The following is a 26,898-nucleotide window of genomic DNA, read 5'->3' as shown; positions in this document are numbered from 1 at the left end:
ATTGAAGGCTCAAAAAAAACCGCCGCGCTCTCGCGCGGCGGCCTTCGCCAGAAGCTGGCAAGCGTGGTAACCGCGTAGAAATTCAACCGAGCCCGCCCATCATCAGGTACTTCGTTTCGAGGTACTCGTCGAGCCCGTACTTCGAGCCTTCGCGCCCGAGCCCCGACTCCTTCACGCCGCCAAACGGCGCGACCTCCGTCGAGACAATGCCCTCGTTGATGCCGACCATGCCGCTTTCCAGCGCGCCCGCCACGCGCCACACGCGGCCAATGTCGCGCGCGTAGAAGTACGCGGAAAGGCCGAACTCGGTATCGTTCGCCGCCTGGATCGCTTCTTCCTCGGTCTCGAAACGGAACACCGCGGCAACGGGGCCGAACGTCTCTTCGTGCGCGAGCATCATGCCGCCGTGCGCGCCCGTGATGACCGTGGGCTCGTAAAACGTGCCGCCCAGCGCATGCGGGTGGCCGCCACACGCAATGGCGCCACCCTTTTCGAGCGCATCGCTAACGTGCGCCTCGACCTTGCGCAACGCCGCGCCGTTGATGAGCGGACCTTGCGTGGCGCCCGGCTCCATGCCGCCCGACACGCGCAACGCGCGCACCGCCTTCACGAGTTTCTCGACGAAGGCGTCGTGCACGCCGGCCTGCACATAGAAGCGGTTGACGCACACGCAGGTCTGCCCCGTGTTGCGGAATTTCGAGGCTATCGCGCCTTCCACGGCGGCATCGAGGTCGGCATCGTCGAACACGATGAAGGGCGCGTTGCCGCCCAGTTCGAGCGACACCTTCTTCACCGTATCGGCGGCAGCACGCATGAGCAGCTTGCCCACCCGCGTCGAACCCGTGAACGAGATCTTGCGCACGGCCTTCGAGGCCATCAGTGTGTCGCCGATCGCCGGGGCGTCGCCGGAAACGACGTTGAATACACCGCGCGGAATGCCCGCTTCGACCGCCAGTTCGGCGAGCGCGAGCGCCGAAAGCGGCGTTTCTTCCGAAGGCTTGAGCACCATCGTGCAACCCGCCGCGACCGCCGGGCCGGCCTTGCGTGTGACCATGGCGAGCGGGAAATTCCACGGCGTGATCGCACCGACCACGCCCACGGGCTCCTTCGTCACGACAATGCGCGCGCCCTTCTTCGGCGCGGGAATCACGTCGCCATAGGCGCGTCGCGCTTCCTCGGCGAACCATGTGAGAAAGCTCGCCGCGTACGCCACTTCGCCCAGCGATTCTGCGTACGGCTTGCCCTGCTCGGCCGTCATGATGCGCGCGAGGTCTTCGCGATGCGCATGCATCAGCTCGCCCCAGCGGCGCACCTTCGCGCTGCGCTCCGCTGCCGTGGCGTCACGCCACGCGGGGAACGCATGCGAGGCCGCCGCCACGGCCTGCAGCGCTTCGCGCGCACCGGCGCGGGCTACCTGCGCGAGCGGCGCGCCGGTGGCCGGGTCGATGATGGGGTAGGTCGCTTCGTTCGCCACCCATTCGCCGTCGATGAAGCTCGATGTGCGCCACAGGCGCGCTTCCTTGAGTCCGTCAATCGTCAGGCTCGTCATGCTGCGATCTCCAGGCGGCGCGCCGCGCGCGGCACGCGCGGAATGCGCGCGCTCACGTAGTCGTTGATCACGTCGCACGGCGTGTAGTTGCGATCGAGTTCGTACAGTTCGTCTGCGGTGAGTTGCGTGTCGAGCGCGGCGAGCGCGCTTTCGAACTGCGCGACGGTGTCCGCGCCCACGAGCATCGACGAGATGCCCGCACGCCCCAGCACCCAGGCCTGCGCGATCTGTGCGCACGACACGCCGCGCGCCGCAGCGACTTCAGCCACCGATCGCGCGATATCGCGCGAAGCTTCATCGTCGTACATCTGCACGGTGAAGAAGTCGGTCTGGTTGCGCACCGACTTCGCGTCGCCGGTAAGGAGACCGCGTGCGAGCGGACTGAACACCGATACGCCCACGCCCTGATCCTGGCAGAACGGAATCATCTCGCGCTCTTCCTCGCGATACGCACAGTTCAGCTGCAGCTGCATATTGATGGGTCGTGCGAAGTGATAGCGCTCGCACGCCTGCAGAATCTTGGCGAACTGCCACGTGAACATCGTCGACACGCCGATATAGCGCGCCTTGCCCGCGCGCACGATGTCGTTGAGTGCGTCCATGGTTTCTTCGACCGGCGTGTTCACGTCGAAGTAGTGCAGCATGTAGATGTCGACGTAGTCGGTTTGCAGCCGGCGCAGCGAGCCGTCGATGCTTTCCATGATGTGCTTGCGCGAGTGGCCCTGGTTGTTCGCGCCGTTGCCGATCGGATAACCGACCTTGGTCGTGAGCACGAGTTCGTCGCGCTTCGCCAGCCGCCGCACGATGCGCCCCACCACTTCCTCGCCCACACCGGTCGAGTAGAAGTCCGCGAGGTCGATGAAGTTCACGCCCGCTTCGAGCGCGCGGCGCACGATCGGCTCGCTCTGTTCTTCGTTGTAGATCCAGGGCTTCCACTCGGGCGTGCCCATGTTCATCGTGCCGAGGCACAGGCGCGATACCTTCAGGCCGGAGCGGCCAATTTGCGTGTATTGCATCGTAGTCACCTGTAACGTGTGGCGCGGCTCAGGCCGCTTTGGCCTTCGGCGTGTAGAACGGATTGCTGATCTGATCTTTGATCTTCGCAATGTCGTCGAGCAACGGCAGGCCGTTCATCGCCGCGCGAATGGCCGTCTTGCAGGCCACGTAATTGTTCTCGTACACGGCGTCGAGGTCGTCGCACGACCAGTTCACCCAGTTCGCCGTGACGATGCACCATTCGTTCTCCGCTTGCGGCGGCAGCGTGCCGTCGAGCATCGCTTCCATCACCGCCTTCGCGATGGCCGCCTGCGAGGCGCCCCACGTGGCGTTGCCGTGCAGGTCGCCGCGAATGTCGGCCTTGTTCACGTACAGCGTGGCAGGCTTGACCGGCACGTTGGGCTGCGCCACCACCATGAATGGCACGTGCCCTTGCGAAGGCGACGACAGGCTGTTCGTAAACGCCTGCCCCACCGGGCCGTTGCGCGGGCCGATCATGATGTTGATGTGGGCAGCGTTTACGCCTGGTCCAGCGAAACCTTCGCCGATATAGACTTGCAGGTCTTTCATGTTTGACTCCGTCTCCTGTGTACACGAGTTCGAATTTGGCCAGACGCATTCCAGCACACGCCGCAAGCGCCCAAAAGCTATGAAATCTCATGGGGGCATGACGCGCAGTCATCGCTCTCGCATGCATCATTCGCGTGATGAAAGTGGCATGAGAACAGGTAATGCATCGATGACTATTCGTTGCTTCGCAACCCGAAATGCCACGGCTAGACTCTGGTCGGACTGATTCGAAAAGCGGCGGCCGCACGCTGGCCCGCGCATACAATTCCAATCACTGGAGACGACATGAGACGTATCACGCTGGCAGGCGTGCGTATTGCCGCCGCCCTCGCGCTGACCTGCGCGGCCACGAGCAGCTTTGCAGCCCCGGGCTGGTGCCAGGCGGGAAAAACCGTGAAGCTCGCGCAAATCACCTGGGAAAGCGGCGCGCTGATGACCGAAGTGGTGCGCACGGTGCTGGAGAAGGGTTACGGCTGCAAGACCGAAGTCGTGCCCGGCGCCACGGCCGCCACCGAAACGGCGCTCACGAAGAACGACCTGCAGGTATGGGCCGAGCACTGGACGGGCCGCAGCCCCATCGTCGCGCGCGGCTTGAAGGACGGCAGCGTGAAGCTCGTGGGCGAGCTGATTCCCGGCGGCGACAAGGAAGGCTGGTACGTCCCCGACTACGTGATCAACGGCGACGCGAAGCGCGGCATCAAGCCCATGGCGCCGCAGCTGCGCTCCGTCGCGCAACTGCCGCAGTACAAATCCCTCTTCACGGACGACGAAGAACCCGGTAAGGGCCGTTTCTACAACTGCCCCGCCGGCTGGGATTGCGAGCGCTTCAACAACCGCCTGCTCACGGCCTACAAGCTCGGCGACGACTACACGAACTTCCGCCCCGGCACCGGCGGCGCGCTCGACGCGGCCATCGCCTCGGCCTACGAGCGCGGCAAGCCCATTCTCTTCTACTACTGGCAGCCCGCCGGCCTGATGGCGAAGTACCACTTCGTGCAACTCGAGGGCGCGCCGTATTCCGACGCCTGCTGGGACACCATCGCCGACCCGAAGGGCGCGCCGTGCGCCTCCGCCTTCAAGGTCTCGCATCTGAAGGTCGCGGTCTCCACGCCGTTCTACGACGCCGAGCCGGACGCCGTCGCGTTCTTCGACAAGGTGAGCCTGCCGCTCACGCTCGATGAACAACTGGTCCAGCAGATGCACGACAAGAAACTCGACGCCTCCACGGTCGCGCGCACGTTCTTCGAGCAGCATCCGGAAATCTGGAAGCAATGGGTCACGCCGGAAGTCGCGGCGCGCGTGCAGGCCGGCCTGCGCACGTAAGCACCGACACTGGCCGCACGACGGTACGCATCACATGACACACGCAGAATGAGGCTCACCATGGGATCTCCCTTTCTTCACCTCTCGATCGCCGACTGGGTCAACGATCAGGTCGCCGCGTTCGTGCAGCGCTACGGCGACGCGTTCCACAATTTCAGCGTGCTCATGCTGCGCGACCTGCTCGTGCCGCTCGAAAGCCTGCTGCGCGCCACGCCGCCCGTCGTCGTGCTGGCAGCCGTGGGCCTGCTCGGCTGGCATGCCTCGCGGCGCATCGGTGTGGCGCTGCTGTTCGTCGTGCTGCTCTGGCTGATCGGCTGCTTCGGGCTGTGGGACAAGCTCATGCAGACCTTCGCGCTGATGGTCGTCGCCACGCTCATCTCGGTCGTGCTCGGCGTGCCGCTCGGCATCCTCGCGGCTTCGAGCAGCGGGCTGCGCCGCGTGCTGCTGCCGGTGCTCGACGTCATGCAGACGCTGCCCAGCTTCGTGTACCTGATTCCGGTACTCATGCTGTTCGGCCTCGGCAAGGTGCCCGCGATTCTCGCCACGGTCGTCTATGCGCTGCCGCCGCTCATTCGCCTGACCGATCTCGGCATCCGCCACGTGGATGCGGAAATCGTCGAAGCCGCGCGCGCCTTCGGCACCACGCGCAAGCAATTGCTGTTTGGCGTGCAGTTGCCGCTCGCACGGCCGAGCATCATGGCCGGTATCAACCAGACCACGATGATGGCGCTTTCCATGGTCGTGATCGCCTCGATGATCGGCTCGCGCGGTCTTGGCGAAGACGTGCTCGCGGGCATTCAGACGCTCGACGTGGGCAAGGGCACGCAGGCGGGCGTCGCGATCGTGATTCTCGCGATCGTGATCGATCGCATCAGCCAGAGTTACGGGCAGGGCCGGCGCACGCGCGGCCTCGCGCGCAAATCGAAGCAGCCCTCGCGCATTCCGTTTCGCCGCGTTCGCGAACAGGAGAGCGAGCGCGCCGACGCGACCGGTAGCAGCGACCTGACGAGCCAGCCGGCCAAGTAACGAACGCGCAGGCAAAAGCGCCGGCACAATGGCGGAAATCCGGCCGGCGCGTCCCGCATACGCATTGAGCATGGAATGAGGTAACGATCATGAGCGGCATCGAAGTCAAGAACGTCTACAAGATCTTCGGCACGCGCGAAGCCAGCCAGCGCGCGCTCGCACTGCTGCGCGGCGGCGCGGGCAAAGCCGAGGTCCTCGAGAAGACGCGCTGCAACGTCGGGCTCAACGACGTGAGCCTGTCGATCGGCTCGGGCCAGATCTTCGTGATCATGGGCCTTTCGGGCTCGGGCAAGTCCACGCTGGTGCGCCATTTCAACCGGCTCATCGAGCCGACCGTGGGCGAGATCCTGATCGACGGCAGGGACGTGCTCAAGCTCTCCGACAACGGCCTGCGCGATCTGCGCCGCTACGGCGTGAGCATGGTGTTCCAGAGCTTCGGACTCCTGCCTCACCAGACGGTGCTCAACAATGCCGCGTACGCCCTCGCCACGCGCGGCGAAAAAAGGGCGGCGGCGCACGCGAGCGCGCGCGAATGGCTCGGCAAGGTGGGCCTCGCGGGTTACGCGGACCACTATCCCGACGAGCTTTCGGGCGGCATGCGCCAGCGCGTGGGCCTCGCCCGCGCGCTCGCCGCGAACACCGACGTGCTGCTGATGGACGAAGCCTTCTCCGCGCTCGATCCGCTCATCCGCACCGAAATGCAGGACCAGCTGCTCGAACTCCAGGCCACGCTCAAGAAGACCATCGTGTTCATCACGCACGACCTCGACGAGGCGCTGCGCATCGGCAACCAGATCGCGATCCTGCGCGACGGCCGCCTGATCCAGTGCGGCTCGCCCGACGACATCCTGCACCGCCCCGCCGACGACTACGTGCGGCGCTTCGTCGAGCGCCGCGCCGGGACGACGCACTAAGCCGCCGTACATGCGGGCGCTCATCGGCCTGCTGGGCGGCTATACGATCCTCGTTTGCGGGAACAGCCTCCTCACGACGCTGATCTCGCTGCGCATGCTGCACGGCGAGCGCACCGCGCTCGACGTCGGCCTCGTGCAATCGTGCTATTACGTCGGCTTCATCATCGGCGCGCTGGGGCTCGGCCCGATCGTCGGGCGCATCGGGCCGCAGCGCGCCTTCATCGGTTTTGGCGCGCTCGCCGCACTCGCGGCGCTCGGCTACCTCTCGTTCGATTCCCCTGACATTTGGGCCGTGCTACGGCTAATCACCGGCTTCAGCATGGTCGGCGTGTTCACCTCGATCGAAAGCGGCGTGAACGGGGCCGTGCCGAACGAACGCCGCGGGCGCGCGTTTGCCCTTTATCTCGTGCTCACGTATCTCGGCGTGAGCGCCGGGCAGTTCCTGCTGGGCGTGGGCGCGCCCGGCGGCATTTTCGAGCATGCGCTCATGAACGGGTTGTTCGTGACCGCGCTCATACCCGTGGCGTTGATCGGCGAGTGGCAGTCGGCCGGAGCCGCTCCGCCCGCGGCTGCGGCCACGGCGCCGGCTTCCGCGCTCGCCACGCCGAAGCGCCCCACGCTGCTGCTCGACGGCCTGCGCGAACTGCATCGCGTCGCGCCGCGCAGCGTGCCGGCCTGCGTCGGCGCGGGGCTGCTTTCCAGCGCGTTCTATGCGCTCACGCCGGTGTATCTCGCGCGCATCGGCTATCCGGCCAGCGGGATTTCGCGCGCCATGGGCGTCGTGCTGATCGGCGCGCTGCTTTCGCAATGGCCCGTGGGGCGGCTCTCCGACCGGCTCGGGCGGCGCACTACGCTCGGCCTGATCTCGCTCGTCTCCGCGTGCGCGGCCGCGGCGCTCGCCATCCTGCGCGCGCCGGTTCTCGTCGATACGATCCTGTTTCTCTACGTCGCGCTCACGTTCACGCTCTACGGCGTGATCGTCTCCGACGTGAACGATCGTGTCGATCAAACGCGGCGCGTGCAGACAAGCGCGACGCTGCTGCTCGTCTTCTCGCTCGGCGGCGCGGCCGGTCCCACCGTCGCTTCGCTGTTCATGCGTCTTCTGGGGGCGGGCGGGCTCTATGTGTTCGCGCTCGTCGTCACGCTCGCGCTCGCGGCGCTGTCACGCGCGCGGGGCGTCTGAATGGCGGCGCGGGCCGGTATACTGCGTCGTTTGCAGGAGGCGTCGTTTCGAGGCGCCCGGAGCGAGGAGACGACCTTGAAGCGAAAGATGCCGGCGCTGAACGCCCTGAAGGCGTTCGAGGCGGCAGGCACGAGCGGCAGCTTCACCCGCGCCGCCGAGCAGCTGAACGTGACGCAGAGCGCGGTGAGCCGCCAGGTGCGCCAGCTCGAAGAACAGCTTGGCGAGGCGCTGCTCGAGCGCCATCACCACCGGCTCGAACTGACCGAAGCCGGGCGTGCGCTGCTGCGCACGCTCCAGCAGTCGTTCGACCGCATCGAAGTGACGGTGCGCACGATCCAGCAGAAGAGCGACCTCAACCGCCTGCGCGTGAACGCGCCGCCCACCTTCGCGAGCCGCTGGCTCGTGCCGCGCCTCACGCGCCTGCAGGCGCGGCATCCCGAGCTCGAACTGAGCCTCACCACGCATCTGCGGGACAGTCTGGCCGATTCGACGGCGCTGGACTGCGCAATCCGCTTTGGCGATGGGGAATGGGAAGGCCTCGACAGCTCGCTGCTGATGCACGAATCGCACATCGCGGTGTGCGCGCCCGCGCTGCTTGCGCAAGGGCCCATCGATCTCACGCAGCACACCTTGCTGCACGTGCTCGCGGGCGACAACCAGCGCTATCTCACGTGGCGGCACTGGCTCGACGCGGCGCGCATCGAAGACGTGGACACCTCGGGCGGCTACGAATTCGACCTGCTCGATCATGCGATCTGCGCGGCCATCGAAGGGCTCGGCGTGACGATGGCCGACCGCCACATGATCGAACACGAACTGGCCCAGGGGCTGCTTGCGCCCGTGCGCGACATCCACGTGGACGGCCGCCAGTCCTACTGGTTCGTGGTGCGGCCCGAACAGAAGGCGTCGAAGCCGCTCCGGCTTTTCCGGCAATGGCTTCAGGACGAAATTGCGGCCATGCGCTGACGGCCCTGCGCGACGGCCTGTGCGGCAATCGCCTGATCCGCGTCTTCCAGAATCATGTCCGCGCCTTTTTCTGCGACCATCATGGTCGGCGCGTTGGTGTTGCCCGACGTGATGTTCGGGAAGATCGACGCATCCACCACACGCAAGCCTTCGATGCCATGCACGCGCAGGCGTGCGTCCACCACTGACGTGCGCGGGTCCGGCCCCATCGCGCAGGAGCCGCACAGGTGATAAATCGAACCGCTTTGCTCGCGGAAGAATTTGAGCATGCTCGCGTCGTCGGTCACTTCGCCCGCGGGCGTCACCTCGGCTTCGGTGATGCCCTGCAACGCGCGCGCCGTCATCAGCTTGCGCACGAGGCGGCTGCCCGCAATCGCCTCGTCGCGGTCCTTCTGCGTCGAGAGATAGTTGCCGCGAATTTTGGGCGCGTCTTCCACGTTCGCCGAAGCGATCTCGACCGAGCCGCGGCTCGTGGGCCGGCAAGGATTGAAGCAGAGCAGAAAGCCCGAGTACGGCTCCGGCGTGAGCTGCGCCCGGTTCGATCTGGGAATCCGGTACGAAAGCGGATTGAAGTACACCTGCATGTTCGGGTGCGCCTCGTCCTGGCTCGTGCGGAAGAAGCCGCCCGACTGGTTCACGCTCATCGAGAACGGACCCTTGCGCTGCAACACGTATTGCAGCCCGAACTTCAGCTTGCCCGTCCAGCTGCCGAATGAATCGTTGAGCGTCTTCACGCGCGAGCGATAGTAGAAGCTCACGCACAGATGGTCCTGCAGGTTCTGCCCCACCGCAGGCAGCTCGTGCACCACGTCGATGCCGTGCTTCGCGAGCAGTTCGCGCGGGCCCACACCCGATAGCTGCAACAGCTTGGGCGAATCGACCGCGCCGGCCGCGACGATGACTTCGCGATTTGCACGAAACGTGCGCTTCACGCTTTGCTGCACGATCTCCACGCCGATGGCGCGTTTTTGAGCCTCGTCGAACAGCACACGCGTGGCGCGTGCATGATGCTCGAACTTCAGGTTCGAGCGCTGCCCCGCGCGATGCAGGTAGGCCACGCTGCTCGAATCGCGCTTGCCGTCGCGCGTATTCACATCGTAGATGCCCACGCCTTCGAGCCGCGCGCCGTTGAAGTCGTCGTTGCGCTCGTAGCCGAGCTGCGTGCAGCCTTCGACGAAGGTGCGGCATACCGGATGCGCGCCTTCCTTCATCGGCGTGATGCGCACCGGGCCGTTCGCGCCGTGCCAGGGCGTGTCGCCCAGCGGATGCGATTCGAGCTTGCGGAAGTACGGCAGCACTTCCTGGTACGACCAGCCCGCATTGCCCGCCGCGGCCCAGTCGTCGTAGTCGCGCGCGGCGCCGCGCACGTAGATCATGGCGTTGATCGCACCCGAGCCGCCCTGCACCTTGCCGCGCGGCGCGTAGATCCGCCGGCCGGCAAGCTCCGGCTCCGGCTCGCTGTAATACATCCAGTTGTACTGCTTGTTGTAGTACAGCTTGGCGAACCCGATCGGGATCTTGAACCAGAACGAATCGTCGGGTCCGCCCGCTTCGAGCAGCAGCACCGAATGACGCCCGGAAGCGGAGAGCCGTTCCGCGAGAATGCAGCCCGCCGAACCGGCGCCGGCGATGATGTAGTCGTAGTTCATCTGAGTGCTCCGGCAGATCAGCCGCGTGCGGGCGAGGTATCGCGCACGTCGGCGGGCTGGCTCGCCATCTGCAGATGCAGACGCTTGCCCGTATAAGGCGAGTGCGCGCGCACGACGTCCATGTCGAGTTCGACGCCCAGGCCCGGCGCCTTCGACGGGATGATGTAGCCGTCTTCCCACTGGATAGGCTGCTTGAGCACTTGCGCGTGGAAACCGTCCCACGTGCCGATGCTTTCCTGAATCAGGAAGTTCGGCGTGCAGGCCGCGAGCTGAATGCTCGCCGCCGCGCCGATGGGCCCGTTGTAGAGATGCGGCGCGATCTGCGCGTAGTGCACTTCGGCGAGCGTCGCGATCTTTTTCGCCTCGAGCAGGCCGCCCACGCGCGCGACGTTCAGTTGCAGGATCGACGCACCGCCCGCCTGTAGCAGCTTGTGGAATTCGTATTTGGTGGTGAGGCGCTCGCCCGTGGCAATGGGAATCGACGTGTGCTTTGCGACATTGGCGATGGCCTCCTCCTGGCCCGGCGGCACCGGCTCCTCGAACCACAGCGGGTCGTATTTTTCGAGCCGCTTCGCCAGCCGGATCGCCGAGGAAGGCACCATCTGGCCATGCGTGCCGAACAGCAGATCGGCCTTGCTTCCCACCGCTTCACGCACCTTGCGGCAGAACATTTCGCAACGGTCGAGCACTTCGAGCGAAAGCTGATGGCCCGAATAAGCGGTGTACGGACCCGCCGGATCGAACTTGACCGCGGTGAAGCCACGCTTCACGTTCTCGGCGGCGCATTCGGCGGCGAGATCGGGGTCGTCGTAATCGTATTCGCCCTTCGCGTTCTTCGGATACAAGTAGGTGTACGAACGAAGGCGCTCGTTTACCATGCCGCCGAGCAATTCGTACACAGGCTTGTCCGCCGCCTTGCCGATGATGTCCCAGCATGCCATTTCGAGGCCGCTCACGATGCCCATCATCGTGAGGTCCGGGCGCTGCGTGAAGCCGCTCGAATAGGCTTCGCGGAACAGGCGCTCGACGCGGTGCGGATCGTGGTCCAGCAGATAGCGTGTGAAGACGTCTTCGATCGCGCTCACCATCACGTCGGGATGGAACGTGGCGGCGTAGATCTCGCCCACGCCTTCGATGCCGCAATCCGTTTTCAGCGTAACGAAGATCCAGTACATGCCGCCGAGGTGCGGAGGAGGCACGGCAACGACGTTCGTTTCAATTGCAACGACTTTCATGGTTCAGGCTGTTTCAGGCAGGTTTGGAATGGGTCATGCGCTTGAGCACGAGCGCGGCGATACCGCCGAGCGTGCCGATGGCGGCGACATAGGCGAAATAGATCTGGTAGCCGAGCATGCCCGCGTAGTGCTCGGTGATATAGCCGTTCACGAGCGGCAGGAAGATGTCCGACGAATACCCGATCAGCGAAACGAGACCGATGGCGAGGCCCGTGATGCGCATGGGAATCGCGCAGTAGTCGAGCAGCGTCCAGTAGAGGCCGCGAATCGCGTAAGTCATGAGGCCGATGAACAGCACCACCGCGCCGAGCAGCACCATGTTGCGCAGCGCGGGCAGCACGATCAGACCGATCAGGCCCGCGACGGCGAGGAACAGCGCCCAGATCAGCACGCGCAGGTTCGACAGGCGGTCGCCGAGAAAACCGCCGCCAATGCCGCCGATGGGGCGCATCCAGAGCTTCGCGGTGGTGACCATGCCGGCCGCCACGACGGTCATATGCATCTCGCCCTGTTGGAGATACGCGGAGAAGCTGTAAGTCGCCCAGAAAATCTGATAGCCGCAGAACACCACGGCCGCCATGAGCCAGAGCTGCGGAATCGCGGCGAGCGTCGCGAGATCGCGCCACAGCGAACCGTTCGCATTCACTTCGACCGACCTGGTTTCGGCCTGCGCGGGCGCGGGATCCTTGAAGAAGCTCATCAACGCGCCGAGTGCGATACACGTGAAGGAATACATATAGATCACGTGACGCAGGCCCACCGCTTCACCGCGTCCCGAGCCAGTCGCGGCGGCGAAGAGCGCGAGCGCGGCAGTGGCGAGCAGGGCTTCGACGAGCCCGCGTCCGCCATCGAGCAGCCCGAAAAACCGGCCTTGTTCGTTCGCCCCAGCGATCATGCGCACACGTTTGAGCACCGAGGCCCAGAACGTGAGGCCGGTCGTGACGCCCCAAAGGCAGAAGATCACGAGCAGCGCATGGAACGAGGGTGCGGTGGAGTACCAGAGGCCAAGCGCGCCGGTGCCGATGAGCGAAAAGCAGATCAACAGACGCGGTGCGACGCGGTCGGCGAGCCAGCCGCTCGGCAGATAGGAAACGAAGAATACGATGCCGAGCACCGAGTAGAGGTAGCCGAGCTGCGCGTTGTCGATGTGCAGGACATCGAGCATCGTGGTCTGGTAGACCTGACGCAGATACAGCAGAGGATAGATACCGCCTGCGGCGAGCACGAGCAACAGCAACTGCACGTAGCGCTGCATGGAGCCCGATGCGGCGGGCGTGAGCGATGGGGTTTCGGCGCACGGCAGCGCCGGCGCATTGGGTTTTCCGATGGACTTCTGCAAGATTGTCTCCTGTCGACCAGAGTTAGTGCAAAGCACTTACTCTGGTCCCATGCAAGGCTGACGCCGGCGCGCGGAAGGTTGGCCGCGCGAGGCGTTTTTTTTTCTTTAACTGCGGCGCCCGATTCGAGAGGCACCGCTTCTGCGGTTAATCAGTATGTCGAACGATCAGAACGGCATCACGACGAGGCGTGTCTGCGTGAATTCGAGCATGCCGTGCTTGCCGTCGTCGCCGCCGAGGCCCGAGCGCTTCCAGCCGGCGTGATAGCCCTGATACGGGTCCGCAGGCGTGCGGTTCACGTACAGTTCGCCGGCTTCGATCTCGTTCGCGACGCGCAGGGTCGTGCGGTAGCGCTCCGTAAAGAGCACCGACGACAGGCCGAACTGGTGATCGTTGGCCATGCGCAGCGCGTCGTCGAGCGTCTCGTACGCAAGCACCGGCAGCACCGGACCGAAGATCTCCTCCTGCACGATCTCCATGTCCTGGCGGCAATGCGTGATCAAAGTCGGCGGATAGAAATGACCCTTGCCTTCGGGCACGTAACCGCCCGTTTCGAGCTTCGCGCCTTCGGCCACCGCACGTTCGACCATCGCGTGGATCGCCGCGCGTGCGCTCGCGCTCACTAGCGGACCCATCCGGGTAGCGTCTTCGGCGCGGTCGCCGAAGCGCACGGCGCTCATCTTCTCGCGTAGCAGCGCGACGAAGCGGTCATGCACCGAAGCGTGCACGTACACACGTTCGATCGCCGTGCAAAGCTGGCCGCAGTGCGTGGTTTTCGAGCGCACGATGGCCGTTGCGGCCGCTTCGAGATCGGCATCGTCTTCGATGATCGCGGGCGTCTTGCCGCCCAGCTCCAGCGAAGGCTTCGCGATATTTTCCTTGCAGTAGTCGAGCACCTTGCGGCCCGCGCTCACGCTGCCCGTGAGCGTGATCATGCCGACATCCGTGTGCGTGCAAAGCACGGCGGCGGTGTCGTGATCCATGGCCAGCACGTTGAAAATGCCCGCGGGCAGTTCGGCTTCCTGCGCGGCGCGCGCCACTTCGAACGCCGAGCACGGCGTGTTGTTGCTCGGCCGCACGACCACCGCGTTACCCGTGATCAGCGCCGGCGCGACCTTGCGCAGCAGTGTGTACACCGGGAAATTGAACGGAATCAGGCACGCGGCCACGCCGATCGGCTCGCGCATGAGGATGAGGTTTTCGTTCGCGCTGTCGCTCGGAATCACCTCGCCTTCGATGCGGCGCGCCCACTGCGCGTGGTAGCGCAGGATTTCAGCGGCGTACTGCGCCTCGGCGGTTGCGTCCGCGACGCTCTTGCCCGACTCGGCGGCAAGCGCCACGCCGATTTTCGGCGCGCGCGCCACGATTGCGTCCGCGAAACGGTTCAGGATCGCGCCGCGCTCGGCGGCGGGCAGCTTGCGCCAGGCGCGCTGCGCGGCCCTGGCGGCCACGACCGCGCGCACTGCGTCGGCGGCGCTCGCGACGCTCACGTGGCCGATCGGGTCGCCGGTTGCCGGGTTATGGACAGCGATCTGCGGCCCTTCGGCGCCGACGAACTGCCCGTTGATGAAATTGAGGTCTGATCGCATGGATTGCTGCCGGTTTGGCGTTGCCGCCGCGTCATGAGAAAGGGCAGTATCCGTGCGGCATCGGGACGCCACAAACGATTAATTGTCGAGCGGAGCATGCGAAAAACGCATGCTCGGTGAAGCAGGCGCGGGGCGGCAGGCGCCAAAGCGCGTGGCCATCGCACGCCTTGCTTGTTATAATTCGCTCAAGCGTACGAAACAAATCTAACGTTCGCCGGAACGCAGCACACTCCGGCGCAGCACCCACTCCATGGCCAAAACCGACCGGCTGCGCGCCCTTGCCGACGCGCTCGCAAAACACAACGTCATGCATCTGCGCGATGCAGCCAGCGTGCTTGGTGTCTCCGAAATGACCGTGCGGCGCGACATCGCCGCGAATCCGGAGCGTTTCACGTATCTGGGCGGCTATATCGTGAGCGCGCAGGACGTGCCCAATACCGCCGGCTACTCGCTCGAACACGAAAAGGACCACTTCGCGCAGGCCAAGGCGCAAGCGTCCGCGCACGCGGCGCGGCTCATCGCGCAGAACGACACCGTGTTCATCGACTGCGGCACGACGCTTGCCGCGCTCGCGCGCCTCATCCCTTCGCAGCTGCAGATCACGGCGGTGTGCTATTCGCTCAACGTGGCCGAGATTCTGCGGCGCATGCCCAATGTGCGCATGATCCTGCTGGGGGGCGTGTATGTGCCGTCGTCGGACTCGTTCGCCGGCGAGGAGAGCCTGGAAACGCTGCGCCGCATGGGCATCAACAAGGCGTTTATTTCAGCAGGCGGCGTGGACGCCGCGCGCGGTGTGACGTGCTGGAACTTCCACGAAGTGGCGCTCAAGCAGGCCGCCATGGCCAGCGCCGTGGAAAGCCATCTCGTTGTGGATGCCAGCAAGTATGGCATCGTGAAGGCGTGGCGCTTTTCCCAGCTCGACGACTTCAACTCCGTCATCACCGAGAAAGGCCAGACGCTGCGCGCGCACAGCGCATAAGCGCATGTGCGCCGGCCGGCTGCGCGGCGCCGGTCGCTTCATTAGCCTGCCGGCTCAGCCGCGCCGGCGCAGCGCGAACAGCGTACCGGCCACCAGAATGAACGCGCCGACGATCACCTTCTGCCACGTGCTCGGCACGCCCACGAGAATCAGCACGTTGTTGATGAGCGTGACGAGCGCCACGCCGAGCAGCGTGCCCACGACCGTGCCGCTGCCGCCCGTAATGCGCGCGCCGCCCAGAATCACTGCCGCGATCACGTCGAGTTCCGAACCCACGAGGTCGAACGGATTGGCAAGCCGGTTGTTCGCCACATGCAAAATGCCTGCCACGCCGGCGAGAAACCCCGTATAGCCGAACACGAACAAGCGGATCGCGCGCAGATTGAAGCCGAGCCGCTCCGCAATCGCCGTACTGCCGCCCATGGCATAGACGCCGCGCCCCATCATCGTGCGATTGAGCAGCCACCACGTGAGAAGCGCGCCGGCCACGAGCGCGATCGCGGAAACCGGCAGCACCGCATTGAGCCCGTCGGCGGTCTTGTAGGCGATGAGCGGAATGCGGCCGAAGTGATCCATGCTGTGCGGGATGTTCATGAAGAACGTCGTGCCCACGAAGGTGAGCAGCAGCCCGCGATAGAGATATTGCGTGCCGATCGTCACGATCAGCGAGGGCGCCTGCAGCCGGTGCACGAGCATGCCGTTGATCACACCGAGCACGATGCCGCCCACGGCGCCCGTGAGCAGAATGAGCGCGAACGGCGCATCGGGCCACCACGCGAACACGGCTTTCGTGATCGAGTACATCGTGAGCGCGCCGATCGCCGTGAACGACACGTCGATGCCGCCCGACGCCAGCACGACGAGCGTGCCGAGCGCGAACAGCGACGTGATCGTGGCCGAGTGCAGCAGATCGAACAGCGTGGCCCACTGGAAAAAGCGCGGGTTGATGGAAGCGACGATCACGCAGGTAATGACGATCAGCGTGGCCGTGAACCATTCGGGGTTGCGGGCGAGCTTCGCGCGCCAGTTGAGCGGTACGCTCTGGCGCGCGACTTCGACGGTGTTGGACGACGTGCTCATTGTCTGATTCATGCTCATGCGGTATCCGGCAAAACGTTACGCGGAATTCAGGCTGCCTCTGCAAGCAGCGCGCGGTACAGCTCGGCCTCGGTCAGATCATCGGCGTGATGCTCTTCGGCGAGGCGGCCCTTACGCATCATCAGCACGCGGTCGCAGTTCTGCAGCAGCTCGGGCAGGTCGTCGCTGACGAGCAGAATGCCGATGCCGCGCTTCGAGAGCCGCTGCATGATGCGATAGATGATGTCCTTCGAGCCGACGTCCACGCCCACGGTCGGCCCGTGCAGGATCAGCACATGCGGGTCGATGGCGAGCCAGCGGCCAATCAACACGCGTTGCTGGTTGCCGCCCGAGAGCGACTGCACGGCCTTGTCCACATCGGGCGTGGCGATCTGCAGTTCCTTCACGGTGTTTTCGGCCAGCGCGCGTGCGCGCGTGCGGTCGATCTGGCCGAAGCGGTCGCGCAGGCTCGCGATCATCGCCGTGATCACGTTGTCGCGAATCGGCTTGTCGAGGAAAAGGCCTTCGTTCAGGCGGTCTTCCGGAACGTAGCCAATGCGCGCGCGCCTCGCGTCGCCCGGTGTCGAAAGCTTGATCGCGCGGCCTTCGAGCTCGATCTCGCCCGCATCGGCGGGCGCGACGCCCGCAAGCGCACGCGCGAGTTCGTTGCGGCCCGAATCGAGCAGGCCCGTCACGCCGAGAATCTCGCCGCGATGCAGCTTGAACGACACGTCGCTGAAGAGGCCCGCGCGACCGAGGCCGCGAACGTCGAGCAGCACCTCGGCTTCGGCCGCTGCGTTGCGGTAGCGTTCGGTGGAGAGTTCGCGGCCCGTCATCAGTTCGCTCAACTGTGCCTTGGTGTAGTTCGTGATCGGGCCTTGCGTCACTTTCTGGCCGTCGCGCAGCACGATCACTTCGCCGCCGATCGCATAACACTCGTCGAGCTTGTGGCTCACGAACAGCACGGTCACGCCCTGCGCGCGCAACTGGCCGAGCACGGCGATGAGGTTGGTCACTTCCTTTTGCGTGAGCGAAGTCGTGGGCTCGTCCATGATGACGAATTTCGCCTCGCTCGCAATGGCGCGCGCAATCGCCACGAGCTGGCGTGTGGCGAGCGGCAGCTGTTCGATGAGCGTCGCCTGAAACTCGGCGTCGCCCGGCAGGCCCACGGCCTTCAACGCACGCTCGGCCGTGCGGGCGAGTTCGCGGCGGTCGAACGTGCGCGCGAGACGTCCCGCGTGCTCAGCGAGCTCGGTCGTGAGCCCGATGTTTTCGGCCACGCTCATGTTGGGCAGCAGCGAAAGATCCTGATACACGGTCTCGATGCCGGCCGCGAGCGATTCGAGCGGCGTGAGCCGCGCGTGGCGCGCGCCGTCGATCATCAGTTCGCCTTCGTCGGGCGGCTGCGCGCCGGAGATGATCTTGATGAGCGTGCTCTTGCCACACCCGTTCTCGCCGAGCAGGTGATAGATCTGCCCGCGCTCGAACGCGAGCGTCACGCCGCGCAAGGCGTGCACGCCGGTGAAGCGCTTGTGCACGCCGAGCACCTGCAATAACGGTTCTGAAGCCATGTCGTCTCTTCGTGACGTTACGACGAAGCGCGCGCCGGGCTGCAAGCCCGCTGCGCGCGCCACCTTCTCCCGATCAGAAGTTGTATTGCTTGTAGTTCGACTTGTCGACGCTCACCCAGCCCTGGCCGCGCACGATGATGCCCTTGCCCGGACCCTTCGACACCGTGACCTTCTCGTAACCCGGCAGGCCGAGGTTCGCGCCGTTCTCCACGGTCTTGCCGTCGATCAGCATCATCGCGATCTTGTTCATGGCGATGCCCGCCAGCTTCGGATCCCAGAACGCAATGCCGTTGATCGCGCCGCTTTCGAGGTACTTGCCGGCCTCGGTCGGCAAGCCGGTGCCATAGACGCAGATCTTGCCCTGCAGGCCCGCTTCCTCGACGGCGCGGCCAATGCCGATCACGTCGAGCGACGACGAGCCCTGGAAGCCCTTGATGTCCGGGTGCTTGCGCAGCACTTCCTTGGCCACTTCATACGCGTGCTCGCCGTCGTTGTTGGTTTCGAGGTTGGTCTCGACGAGCTGCATCTTCGGGAACTTCTTCTTCGCGTTGTCGATGCCGCCATTGGCCCACTGAACCTGCGAGCGGCTGCCGAGCGAGCCGACCATCGTCGCCCACTTGCCATCGTCGTGCATGCACGAGGCGAGGCGGTCGTTGAGCGCGGCGCCGTAGGCGGAGTTGTCGAACGCCTCGACGTCGACCATCGTGTTCTTTTCGTTGTCGGCTTCGTGCGTGACGACCTTGATGCCGCGGTCCATCGCCTTCTTGAGCGCCGGCTCGAGGGTGGGCGGGTCATACGGCACGACGGCGATCGCGCTCACTTTCTTCGCGATCAGGTCGTCGATGATCTTCAGTTGCTGCGCGGCGTCCGCGCGGCCCGGCCCGGTCTGGTAGACCGAAACTTTCGGGTTGTCCTTGCCGAATTCCTTGACGCCGTCGTCCATCCGATTGAACCAGCTGATGCCGGTCACCTTCACCACCGTGACGATCGTCGGGTTCTCCGCCGCGTACGCCACGGCCGCCATGCCAGCGGCAAGTGCACACGCCGTGATTGCCACACTGAGTCGCTTGATCTTCATGTTCGATGTCTCCGTTTTTTTATAGCCGATTAGCCTTCGCCCCGAAAGAGATGGCGGCGGACCTCCGAGGCTCGAGGCCCGCCTGCTACACGGTTCAGCCCGTCAGCCCGAGGTCCGCCCTTTGCCGGCAGACGCGGAGCCACCGAGACCGAAAATCGCTCGTACCCGCTCGCCGCCCGCGAATGCGAGCGAGAGCAACAGCAGGAAGCCCCAGGCACAGTCGCCGAAAAACTGCGAAACGCCCATCAGATTGAAGAGGCTCGAAAGGAATTGCAGCACCGTCGCGGCAAAGAACACGCAGATGATGCGTCCATAACCGCCCGCGGGATTCACGCCGCCCATCACCGCGATGAGAATGGCGATCAGCAAATACGAATTGCCGTAGTCCCATTTCGCACTGAGCGTGTGCGAAACGCTCACGAGCCCCGCGAGCGAGGCAAGCACGCCGCACATCGCGTAGGTCATGACCAGCATGCGCGCGCGCGGAATGCCGGCATAGAACGCCGCGCGCTGGTTCGTGCCCATCAGGTAGAGGCGCAGCCCGAACGGCGTGCGCCTGAGCAGCCAGCCCAGCAGCACGACGACGGCCACGAATAGCAGGAACGAGATCGGCACCTGGAAGAACGTGCCGTTGCTGATATCGGCGAGCGGTTCGACGTAGTCCACGTGCACGGAGGCGCCGTTGCTGAGCGCCACCGCGAAGCCCGTGAAAAGCAGCTGCGTGCCGAGCGTGCAGAGAATGGGCGTGAGCCCGAGGCGCGCAATCACCACACCGTTCAGCAGGCCGCCGATGAGGCCCATGCACAACACGATCACGCAGAAGAGCGCCGTATACAGCGCGGGCGAATCGTCGCCGCTCACGAGCCGCGGCACGACCAGCGCGGCGATCATGCCCGAGAGATTCGCGAGCCCCACGCCGGAAAGGTCGATGCCGCCGTTGCCCGACAGCATGGAGAGCATAATGCCGAGCGCGAGCAGCGCGACTTCGGGCAGTTGCGCGCCCATCGACTGCAGGTTGTCGATGCCGACGAACTGCCCGCGCGACACCCAGACCGCGACCAGCACGACCAGCAGGTTCACGGCCAGCAGGAAGTTCAACTGCCGGTCGCCGAACCATTTGACAAAGAGTGCAGACTTCATGGACCTCATCCTTTGCGGTGTGTTTTCACCTGGCAATGCTCAATGGACATCTGCGTTCGCCGTGCGTGCGAGCATGGCGTCGACTTCTTCCTTGCGCGGCATGGAGGGCGCGGTGCCGGGGCGCGTGACGGAGATGCCCGCCAGCGCGCAGCCAAAGCGCGTGGCCGTGAGCGCGTCGTCGCCGCGCGCGAGCGCCGCCGCGAAACCGCCCGTGAAGCCGTCGCCGGCACCCGCCGTTTCCACTACCGGCCCGCAATTGAAGGCGGGTAGCAAGACCGATGCATCGTGCGTGTGGAGCAGCGCGCCGGCTTCGCCCAGCGTCACGATGACCGCGCCCGCGCCCTTGGCGAGCAGCACGTCGGCGGCGCGGCGCGCGTCGTCGGCATTGCGGATCTCGATGCCCGTGAGCGCCTGCGCCTCGGTCTCATTGGGCGTGATGTAGTCGCACAGCGGGAAGATGTCGTCGGGCAGCGCCATGGCGGGCGCCGGATTGAATACCGTCTTCACGCCATGCCGGCGCGCGAGTTCGAGGCCGCGCCGCGCTGCCGCGAGCGGCTGTTCCAGCTGCGTGACGAATACCTGGGAGGCCGCAATATCGGCTTCGATCGCTTCGGCGTCGCCGGGCTCCATCGTCGCCGCCGCGCCCGCTGCGACGATGATCGCGTTCATGCCGGTCGTGTCGTCCACGAAGATGTGCGCCGCGCCCGTGGCCAGTCCGTCCACGGCCCGGGTGCGCGCCGTGATGCCTTCGGCGGCCCACGTCGCGCGCGCGATGTCGCCGAACGCGTCGTTGCCCACGCGCGTGCAGAACACCACTTGCGCGCCCGCGCGCGCGGCGGCCACGGCCTGATTCGAGCCCTTGCCGCCCGGTCCCATCGCGAATGCCGATCCGGCGAGCGTCTCGCCGATCATCGGCATGCGGCTCGCGCGGAACGCGAGATCGGTCACATAGATGCCGAGGATGACGACGCGTCCGCTCATTGGCCCTGCTCCTTCGCGCGCGGCGCGTCGGGTGCGAGCAGCACGCCTTTGGTGAACACGAAGCAGCCGTAGCCGCGCGTTTCGCCCGTGGCGATCACACAGTAGGCCTTGCGGGCACGCGCATAGAACGCATGACGCTCGATGGGCGCGAACGGCACGGCGCGGCCTTCCGCGGCGTCGACTTCGGCCTGCGCTTCGTGCTGCACGGTGGGAATCGTGTCGGGTTCGCCGACCACTTCCATGCGCATGGCCGGGGCTTCGACGAAGGTGTCGAGCGGCAGCACGGAGAGGATCGCGCGCACGGCGCGGGGCGCATCGGCGCCGTCGATGCGCAGGAGCTTGCCGAGCACCGTGGCGCGCGCAACGGAGTCGGCGGGAAAGTTGGCGTCGCAAACGACGAGTTCGTCGCCGTGACCCATCGCGCGCAGCGCTTGCAGGACATCGGCGTTCAGAAGCGGGTCGAGATTCTTCAGCATGTTTGTCTCCTCCGATATGGGCTTGGCGTCTCTCTCTTTCGAAGCGCTCAGTCGCCGTACGGTATCCAGATGTTCTTCACCTGCACGGCATGGCGCAGGAACGGCAATCCTGCGCTCGTCCGGTCGAACCAGTCAACCTCGCGGCCGTGATCGACGAAGGTCCGCTTCAGATTGCCGACCGACTCGCGCTCCACGAGGGACGAATCGGCCGCCGTGCCGAAGCACCAGAGCGCATCCACGTCGTCGTGCTTCGCGAGGGCCGGCAGCAGCGCGGCACGCTCGCCGGTCAGGATGTTGAGTGCGCCCGCAGGCACATCCGAGGTTTCCACGACCTGATAGAAGTCCGTTGCCGCCAGCGGGCTCGCCTCGCTCGCCAGCGCCACGACGCGATTGCCCATCGCGAGCGCCGGTGCGATCAGCGAAACGAAACCGAGCAGCGGCGCTTCGTCGGGGCAAGCGATGCCGACCACGCCCAGCGCCTCGTGCATGGCGAGCGCGACGCCGCGCAACGGCGGGGTATGCACCGCGCCATCGAACTTGTCGGCCCACGCCGCATAGCTGAACAGCCGGTCGATGGCCATCTCCACTTCACGCCCGGCCGCGCGCGCGTCGTGCCCCGCGCGGCGCGTGAGCTGCTGCGCGAATTCATCGGCGCGCGCGCTGAGGTTTTCCGCGAGGTAATACAGCACCTGGGCGCGAGCGTGCGTGCTCATCTGCGTCCACTTGCCCGCGCCGCGCGCGGCGGCAACGGCATCGCGCACGTCCTTGCGGCTGCCCGCGCCCACTTCGCCCACCCATTCGCCGTTCGGCGCGTAGACGGCGTGCGAATAGCCGCTGTCGGGCCGCACCTGTTTGCCGCCGATAAATAGCTTCGCAGTGCGATCGAGACCCGTGCCCGCGTGCGGAAAGTCTGGTGCCGGGGGGCGCACTTCACGTTGCGCGCGCATCGGCAGCTTGCTCCATGCGGCCGGCTTCAGATACTCGAACACGCCTTCGCGGCCGCCCTCGCGCCCGAAGCCCGACTCGCGGTAGCCGCCGAAGCCCACGCTCGCGTCGAAGAGGTTCGTCGCGTTGATCCACACCACGCCGCATTGCAGGCGCGGCGCGATATCGAGCGCGCGCCCGATGGTCTCGCTCCACACGCTCGCGGCGAGGCCATAGCGCGAATTGTTGGCGAGCGCCACGGCCTCTTCCGGCGTGCGAAAGCTCATGGCCGCGAGCACCGGCCCGAAGATTTCTTCCTGCGCGAGCGTCGAGGCGGGCCCGATGCCCGTCACGAGCGTCGGCGGATAGAAGCAGCCGCCCGACGGCAGCTCGACTTCGCGCGGCTGCCACACGTTGCAGCCTTCGCGCCGTCCGGCTTCGACGAGCGACTCGATGCGTTCGAGCTGCACCGGATCGATGATCGCGCCAATGTCGATGCCCTTGTCGAGCGAGAGGCCGACGCGCAGCGTCGCCATGCGGCGCTTGAGCTTCTCGATGAAGCGCGCTTCGACGCCTTCCTGCACCAGCAACCGGGAGCCCGCACAGCATACCTGGCCCTGGTTGAACCAGATGGCGTCCACCACGCCTTCCACGGCGCCGTCGAGGTCGGCGTCGTCGAACACGATGAACGGCGACTTGCCGCCCAGTTCGAGCGTGAGCGACTTGCCCGTGCCGGCCGTGGCGGTGCGGATGAGGCGGCCCACTTCGGTCGAGCCAGTGAAGGCGATCTTGTCGACGCCGGGATGCTCGACGAGCGCCGCGCCCGTGCTGCCGTCGCCCGTCACCACGTTGAGCACGCCCTTGGGCAGGCCGGCGCGATGCGCCAGTTCGGCGAACAGGAGCGCAGTGAGCGGCGTGTATTCGGCTGGCTTGAGCACCACGCAGTTGCCGAGTGCGATGGCGGGCGCCACTTTCCACGCGAGCATCAGCAGCGGGAAATTCCACGGCACGATCTGGCCGATCACGCCAAGCGGCGACCAGCCTTCCAGCTCACTCTCCTGAAGCTGCGCCCAGCCCGCGTGATGGAGGAAATGGCGCGCCACGAGCGGCACGTCGATATCGCGCGCCTCGCGAATCGGCTTGCCGTTGTCGAGCGCTTCCAGCACGGCGAAGAGGCGGCTGTGGCGCTGCACCATGCGTGAGAGCGCGTAAAGATGCCGCGCGCGTGCCGCGCCGCCCATGGCGTACCACTCGGGCTGCGCCGCGCGCGCCGCCGCGACGGCCACCGCCACATCCGCCGCGCCGCCCTGAGCAACGGCGGCAAGCGCCTCGCCCGTGGCGGGGGCACGCACTTCGAAGCGCGCACCATCGGCACTTTCGCGCCACGCGCCGTCAATGAAATGCCCAAACGCGGCCTCGTGCTGCGCGAGCCACGCGCGCACGGGCTGATCGTCCTCGGGGGCGGGACCGTAATCCATCGTTCGGAAATACTCGGCTACGCTCATCGGTATGGTCTGCTCAGGCTACGGGGTGGCGGTGGAAGGCGGAATAGCGGCCGCTCACATGGTGTTCGAGCTGGCGCTCGATGTCGGCGAGCAGGCTCGACGCGCCAAAGCGGAACAGCTCGGGCTCGAGCCAGGGCCGCCCCAGCTCTTCCTTCATGAGGATCTGGTACGCAAGCGCGGTCTTGGCATTCGATACGCCGCCCGCAGGCTTGAAGCCCACCAGCGCACCAGTGCGCTCGCGGTACTCGCGGATCATGCGCACCATCACCAGCGAGACGTCGAGCGTGGCGTTGACCCCCTCCTTGCCCGTGGACGTCTTGATGAAGTCCGCGCCCGCCATCATGCAGACCACCGACGCGCGGGCGATGTTCGACAGCACGCGAATGTCGCCCGTGGCGAGAATCGCCTTCAGATGCGCCTCGCCGCAGGCCGCGCGAAACTCGCGTACTTCGTCGTAGAGCGCGCGCCAGTTGCCGGTGAGCACGTGCTCGCGCGTGACGACGATGTCGATTTCCTCGGCGCCGTCCTTGACGGAGGCCTCGATTTCCTTGAGCTTGAGCGCGTGCGGATTGAGGCCCGCTGGAAAACCGGTGGAGACCGCTGCGACGGGAATGCCGCTGCCCGCCAGCGCGTCCACCGCTGCCGCGACGAAGCGGTGGTACACGCACACCGCGCCCGTCGTGATGGCATCGGGCGCGAAGCCAAGCGCCGCGAGCAGGTCGGCGCGCACGGGGTGGCGCGCCTTCGTGCACAGGCGGCGCACGCGGCCTTCGGTGTCGTCGCCGTTGAGCGTGGTGAGATCGATGCAGGTGATGGCCTTCAGGAGCCACGCGGCCTGCGCGTCCTTCTTGACCGCGCGGCGCGTGCCGAGCGTGGCCGTGCGCCGCTCGACGGCGGACTGGTTGACGCGCAAGGCGTCGAGCCACGCCGCGTCGAACGCCACGCCGGCGTTGCGCGCGACATGCGCAGCATGCTGGGCGGGCGCGCCGCGCAGCACGACGAGCGAATTCGTTGAGGCTTCTGACATAGGCTGGGAGGCGAATTTGTGCAATGCACATCAAACCGTGGTGGTTTATTCGCACCCATCCTATACCGATGAAACGATCGTGACAATACTCGTTACAATCCTATCTATCGGGCTCGAGACGTGGCAACGCCGGCCCGCGCGTTCGGCTTTCGCCCGGGGCCTGCGTTTGCGCGCACGCGCGCGTCTCATCCTGAGAGTGGTTTAGAACTGCAACCGATACCGTACGAAATCGTCGGCTTGCGCGAATTCGTCGTAGAGCTTGCGCGCGGGGTTGTCCTCGCGCGTATGCCAGTAAAGACGCGACCATGCGCGCGAACGCGCCAGTGCGATGAGGTCTTCGATGAGCCGCCTGCCTATGCCCTGGCCGCGGCAACCGGGATCGACGAACAGGTCCTCGAGGTAACAAATGGGCGCATCGACCCATGTGCCTTCATGCAGCACGCAAAGGCTGAATCCCGCCAGCCGCCCCTCGACTTCGGCGACGCGCGCGAACACCGGCGCGTTCGCATCGAGCATGCGCTGCCAGGTTCGCTCGCTGATGTGCGGCGCGACGCTCGTCTCGTAGAACGCGTTGTAGCCCGCCCAAAGATCGAACCACGCGTCGCGGTCGGCGGGCGCGACGTCGCGGATAAGGATCGCCCCGGACATTCAGGACGCTGCCGCTTCTCTCAAGCTGGCAAGCGACGCGCGCTGCTGGCCTTGCGCGTCGAAGTTCTCTTTCGAGAGCCACTGCTCGAACGCGGCTTTCGCGAGCGGCCAGTCCTGGTCGATGATCGCGAACCACGCGGTGTCGCGGTTGCGGCCCTTGTACACGATCGCCTGGCGGAAAATACCCTCGAACTGGAAGCCCAGACGCAGCGCCGTCTTGCGCGACGGCGCGTTGAGGCTGTCGCATTTCCATTCGTAGCGCCGGTAGCCGAGGTCGTCGAACACGTAGCGCATCAGCAGATACTGCGCCTCGGTGGAAAGCGGCGTTTGCTTCAGGCGCGGCGAAAACGTCACGCTGCCCACTTCGATCACGCCATGCACCGGCTCGATGCGCATGAGCGCGAACGTGCCCACGGCCTTCCCGCTCGCGCGGTCGATCACGGCGTAATGGAACGGGTCGCTCGATGCAGCCGCTTTCGCGAGGTACTCGCGAAACGCGGCGAAGTCGGTGAAGGGTTCGGAGAACAGGTAGGTCCAGTCACGGCCGTCGGCCGCGGTGCCGTAGGCTCCGAAGAGATCGACGGCGTGACGGTCGAGGTCGATCGGCTCGATGCGGCAGAACTGGCCCTCGATCGTCATACGCGCAGGCCGTTCGCGCGGCTGCCAGCCGGTGACAGGGTCGCCTATGGGCTGCTGGAATTCGTTCAGTCTTGCGGACATGCGTGACAAGCTCCTCTTGCGCGGGACGCAACCAATATCCGCGTTAAGTTACCGCATGTCGTGGTTCTGTGGAAAGGTCCACGAACGGCAGGGAGCGTGGAACCACGCAGCACGCTCGCCGGCACATCGCGTCGCGCACTTTTGATTGTTCAGTTTTCCTCTGCTTTTCGATTTCCGCCCGCATGGGCCCCTTGCGGATCACCGACGCCCGCCCGCAAGACGCACCGCATCGGGATGCCGCCGCAGCCGCAGCATCGCCACACAGCCGAGCGCCGGTCCCACGGCCAGCATGCCGAAGCCGCCCGGCCATCCCAGCCACGCCACCGCGTACGGCACGAGATGAATGCTCACCAGCGTGAGCAGAAAACCCGCGCAGGTCTGCGCGGTCAGCAGCGTGCCGACCGAGTCCGGGTCGGCCAGTTCGGCCACGCTCGC

General features: G+C 65.8%; 23 protein-coding genes and 1 pseudogene. 6 read left to right on the top strand and 18 right to left on the bottom strand.

From position 1 onward, the window contains the following. Positions 1 to 82: 82 nt before the first annotated feature. From AB4Y44_RS23950 to fae, 3 genes are read right to left on the bottom strand one after another with little or no spacing between them, the layout of a single operon-like run. Positions 83 to 1,549 (bottom strand): NAD-dependent succinate-semialdehyde dehydrogenase, encoded by a 1,467-nt coding sequence (locus AB4Y44_RS23950; RefSeq protein WP_342919681.1) that lies wholly within the window; start codon positions 1,547 to 1,549, stop codon positions 83 to 85. Further along, entirely contained in the window at positions 1,546 to 2,565 is a 1,020-nt protein-coding gene (locus AB4Y44_RS23945) for an aldo/keto reductase (RefSeq protein WP_342919682.1), read from the bottom strand. Before AB4Y44_RS23945 ends, AB4Y44_RS23950 begins: the two co-directional genes overlap by 4 nt. A 28-nt stretch (positions 2,566 to 2,593) precedes the next feature. Continuing rightward, positions 2,594 to 3,115, bottom strand: a complete 522-nt coding sequence (fae, locus tag AB4Y44_RS23940; protein WP_342919683.1) for a formaldehyde-activating enzyme — start codon at positions 3,113 to 3,115, stop codon at positions 2,594 to 2,596. A gap of 285 nt (positions 3,116 to 3,400) precedes the next feature. On the opposite strand from fae, the gene AB4Y44_RS23935 reads away from it, so the two are divergent. The 5 genes from AB4Y44_RS23935 (at position 3,401) to AB4Y44_RS23915 (ending at position 8,527) form a co-directional block, all read left to right on the top strand. Further along, complete coding sequence (locus AB4Y44_RS23935; protein WP_342919684.1) at positions 3,401 to 4,438, top strand: ABC transporter substrate-binding protein; 1,038 nt, start codon at positions 3,401 to 3,403, stop codon at positions 4,436 to 4,438. Positions 4,439 to 4,498: 60 nt separating this feature from the next. After that, the gene (locus AB4Y44_RS23930; protein WP_368701058.1) at positions 4,499 to 5,464 is read left to right on the top strand and encodes an ABC transporter permease; all 966 of its coding nucleotides are present in this window, start codon (positions 4,499 to 4,501) and stop codon (positions 5,462 to 5,464) included. An 89-nt stretch (positions 5,465 to 5,553) separates the two neighbouring features. Continuing rightward, entirely contained in the window at positions 5,554 to 6,378 is an 825-nt protein-coding gene (locus AB4Y44_RS23925) for a betaine/proline/choline family ABC transporter ATP-binding protein (RefSeq protein WP_342919686.1), read from the top strand. A 10-nt stretch (positions 6,379 to 6,388) separates the two neighbouring features. Next, the gene (locus tag AB4Y44_RS23920; protein ID WP_368701057.1) at positions 6,389 to 7,561 is read left to right on the top strand and encodes an MFS transporter; all 1,173 of its coding nucleotides are present in this window, start codon (positions 6,389 to 6,391) and stop codon (positions 7,559 to 7,561) included. An 87-nt stretch (positions 7,562 to 7,648) separates the two neighbouring features. Further along, positions 7,649 to 8,527, top strand: a complete 879-nt coding sequence (locus tag AB4Y44_RS23915) for a LysR substrate-binding domain-containing protein (RefSeq protein WP_342919899.1) — start codon at positions 7,649 to 7,651, stop codon at positions 8,525 to 8,527. Here the strand turns inward: AB4Y44_RS23915 and AB4Y44_RS23910 are convergent. The 4 genes from AB4Y44_RS23910 to aldA all read right to left on the bottom strand — a co-directional run bounded on the left by AB4Y44_RS23910 (position 8,500) and on the right by aldA (position 14,337). After that, a complete protein-coding gene (locus AB4Y44_RS23910; protein WP_368701056.1) occupies positions 8,500 to 10,176 on the bottom strand; it encodes a GMC family oxidoreductase in 1,677 nt (558 codons plus the stop codon). The two genes, AB4Y44_RS23915 and AB4Y44_RS23910, sit on opposite strands and share 28 nt — an antisense overlap. 17 nt (positions 10,177 to 10,193) lie before the next feature. Continuing rightward, a complete protein-coding gene (locus AB4Y44_RS23905; protein ID WP_368701055.1) occupies positions 10,194 to 11,411 on the bottom strand; it encodes a mandelate racemase/muconate lactonizing enzyme family protein in 1,218 nt (405 codons plus the stop codon). A gap of 13 nt (positions 11,412 to 11,424) precedes the next feature. Continuing rightward, entirely contained in the window at positions 11,425 to 12,666 is a 1,242-nt protein-coding gene (locus AB4Y44_RS23900) for a nitrate/nitrite transporter (protein ID WP_368701108.1), read from the bottom strand. A 249-nt stretch (positions 12,667 to 12,915) separates the two neighbouring features. Further along, positions 12,916 to 14,337: an aldehyde dehydrogenase gene (aldA, locus tag AB4Y44_RS23895; RefSeq protein ID WP_368701054.1), complete on the bottom strand. Its 1,422-nt coding sequence runs from the start codon at positions 14,335 to 14,337 to the stop codon at positions 12,916 to 12,918. A gap of 250 nt (positions 14,338 to 14,587) precedes the next feature. Here aldA and AB4Y44_RS23890 point away from each other — a divergent pair, with 250 nt between their 5' ends. After that, the gene (locus AB4Y44_RS23890) at positions 14,588 to 15,316 is read left to right on the top strand and encodes a DeoR/GlpR family DNA-binding transcription regulator (RefSeq protein WP_342919691.1); all 729 of its coding nucleotides are present in this window, start codon (positions 14,588 to 14,590) and stop codon (positions 15,314 to 15,316) included. A 54-nt stretch (positions 15,317 to 15,370) separates the two neighbouring features. On the opposite strand, the gene AB4Y44_RS23885 is transcribed toward AB4Y44_RS23890, so the two are convergent. From AB4Y44_RS23885 to AB4Y44_RS23835, 11 genes and pseudogenes are all read right to left on the bottom strand, one after another. After that, the gene (locus AB4Y44_RS23885) at positions 15,371 to 16,414 is read right to left on the bottom strand and encodes an ABC transporter permease (protein WP_368605139.1); all 1,044 of its coding nucleotides are present in this window, start codon (positions 16,412 to 16,414) and stop codon (positions 15,371 to 15,373) included. A gap of 29 nt (positions 16,415 to 16,443) precedes the next feature. Beyond that, positions 16,444 to 17,964, bottom strand: coding sequence for a sugar ABC transporter ATP-binding protein (locus tag AB4Y44_RS23880; protein WP_368701053.1), 1,521 nt, complete (start codon positions 17,962 to 17,964; stop codon positions 16,444 to 16,446). A 73-nt stretch (positions 17,965 to 18,037) separates the two neighbouring features. Further along, positions 18,038 to 19,042 (bottom strand): autoinducer 2 ABC transporter substrate-binding protein, encoded by a 1,005-nt coding sequence (locus AB4Y44_RS23875; protein WP_069267015.1) that lies wholly within the window; start codon positions 19,040 to 19,042, stop codon positions 18,038 to 18,040. Positions 19,043 to 19,144: 102 nt separating this feature from the next. Next, positions 19,145 to 20,182: an ABC transporter permease gene (locus AB4Y44_RS23870; protein ID WP_368701052.1), complete on the bottom strand. Its 1,038-nt coding sequence runs from the start codon at positions 20,180 to 20,182 to the stop codon at positions 19,145 to 19,147. A gap of 39 nt (positions 20,183 to 20,221) precedes the next feature. Beyond that, positions 20,222 to 21,163: a ribokinase gene (rbsK, locus tag AB4Y44_RS23865; RefSeq protein WP_368701051.1), complete on the bottom strand. Its 942-nt coding sequence runs from the start codon at positions 21,161 to 21,163 to the stop codon at positions 20,222 to 20,224. After that, positions 21,160 to 21,639 (bottom strand): RbsD/FucU family protein, encoded by a 480-nt coding sequence (locus tag AB4Y44_RS23860; protein ID WP_368701050.1) that lies wholly within the window; start codon positions 21,637 to 21,639, stop codon positions 21,160 to 21,162. The genes rbsK and AB4Y44_RS23860 overlap by 4 nt, the downstream gene beginning before the upstream one ends. 47 nt (positions 21,640 to 21,686) lie before the next feature. Continuing rightward, a complete protein-coding gene (locus AB4Y44_RS23855) occupies positions 21,687 to 24,068 on the bottom strand; it encodes an aldehyde dehydrogenase family protein (protein WP_368701049.1) in 2,382 nt (793 codons plus the stop codon). Between the two features lie 13 nt (positions 24,069 to 24,081). After that, entirely contained in the window at positions 24,082 to 25,095 is a 1,014-nt protein-coding gene (gene deoC, locus AB4Y44_RS23850) for a deoxyribose-phosphate aldolase (protein WP_342919698.1), read from the bottom strand. A gap of 201 nt (positions 25,096 to 25,296) precedes the next feature. After that, a complete protein-coding gene (locus AB4Y44_RS23845) occupies positions 25,297 to 25,743 on the bottom strand; it encodes a GNAT family N-acetyltransferase (RefSeq protein ID WP_342919699.1) in 447 nt (148 codons plus the stop codon). Further along, entirely contained in the window at positions 25,744 to 26,463 is a 720-nt protein-coding gene (locus AB4Y44_RS23840) for a GNAT family N-acetyltransferase (RefSeq protein WP_368701048.1), read from the bottom strand. Positions 26,464 to 26,661: 198 nt separating this feature from the next. Further along, positions 26,662 to 26,898, bottom strand: a pseudogene (locus tag AB4Y44_RS23835) (MFS transporter); the annotation flags it as partial.

The sequence above is a fragment of the Paraburkholderia sp. BR10937 genome (assembly GCF_040965695.1).
Classification (GTDB): domain Bacteria; phylum Pseudomonadota; class Gammaproteobacteria; order Burkholderiales; family Burkholderiaceae; genus Paraburkholderia.
The sequence above is the reverse complement of the archived record's forward strand: the minus strand, read 5'-3'. Positions and strand labels throughout refer to the sequence as shown.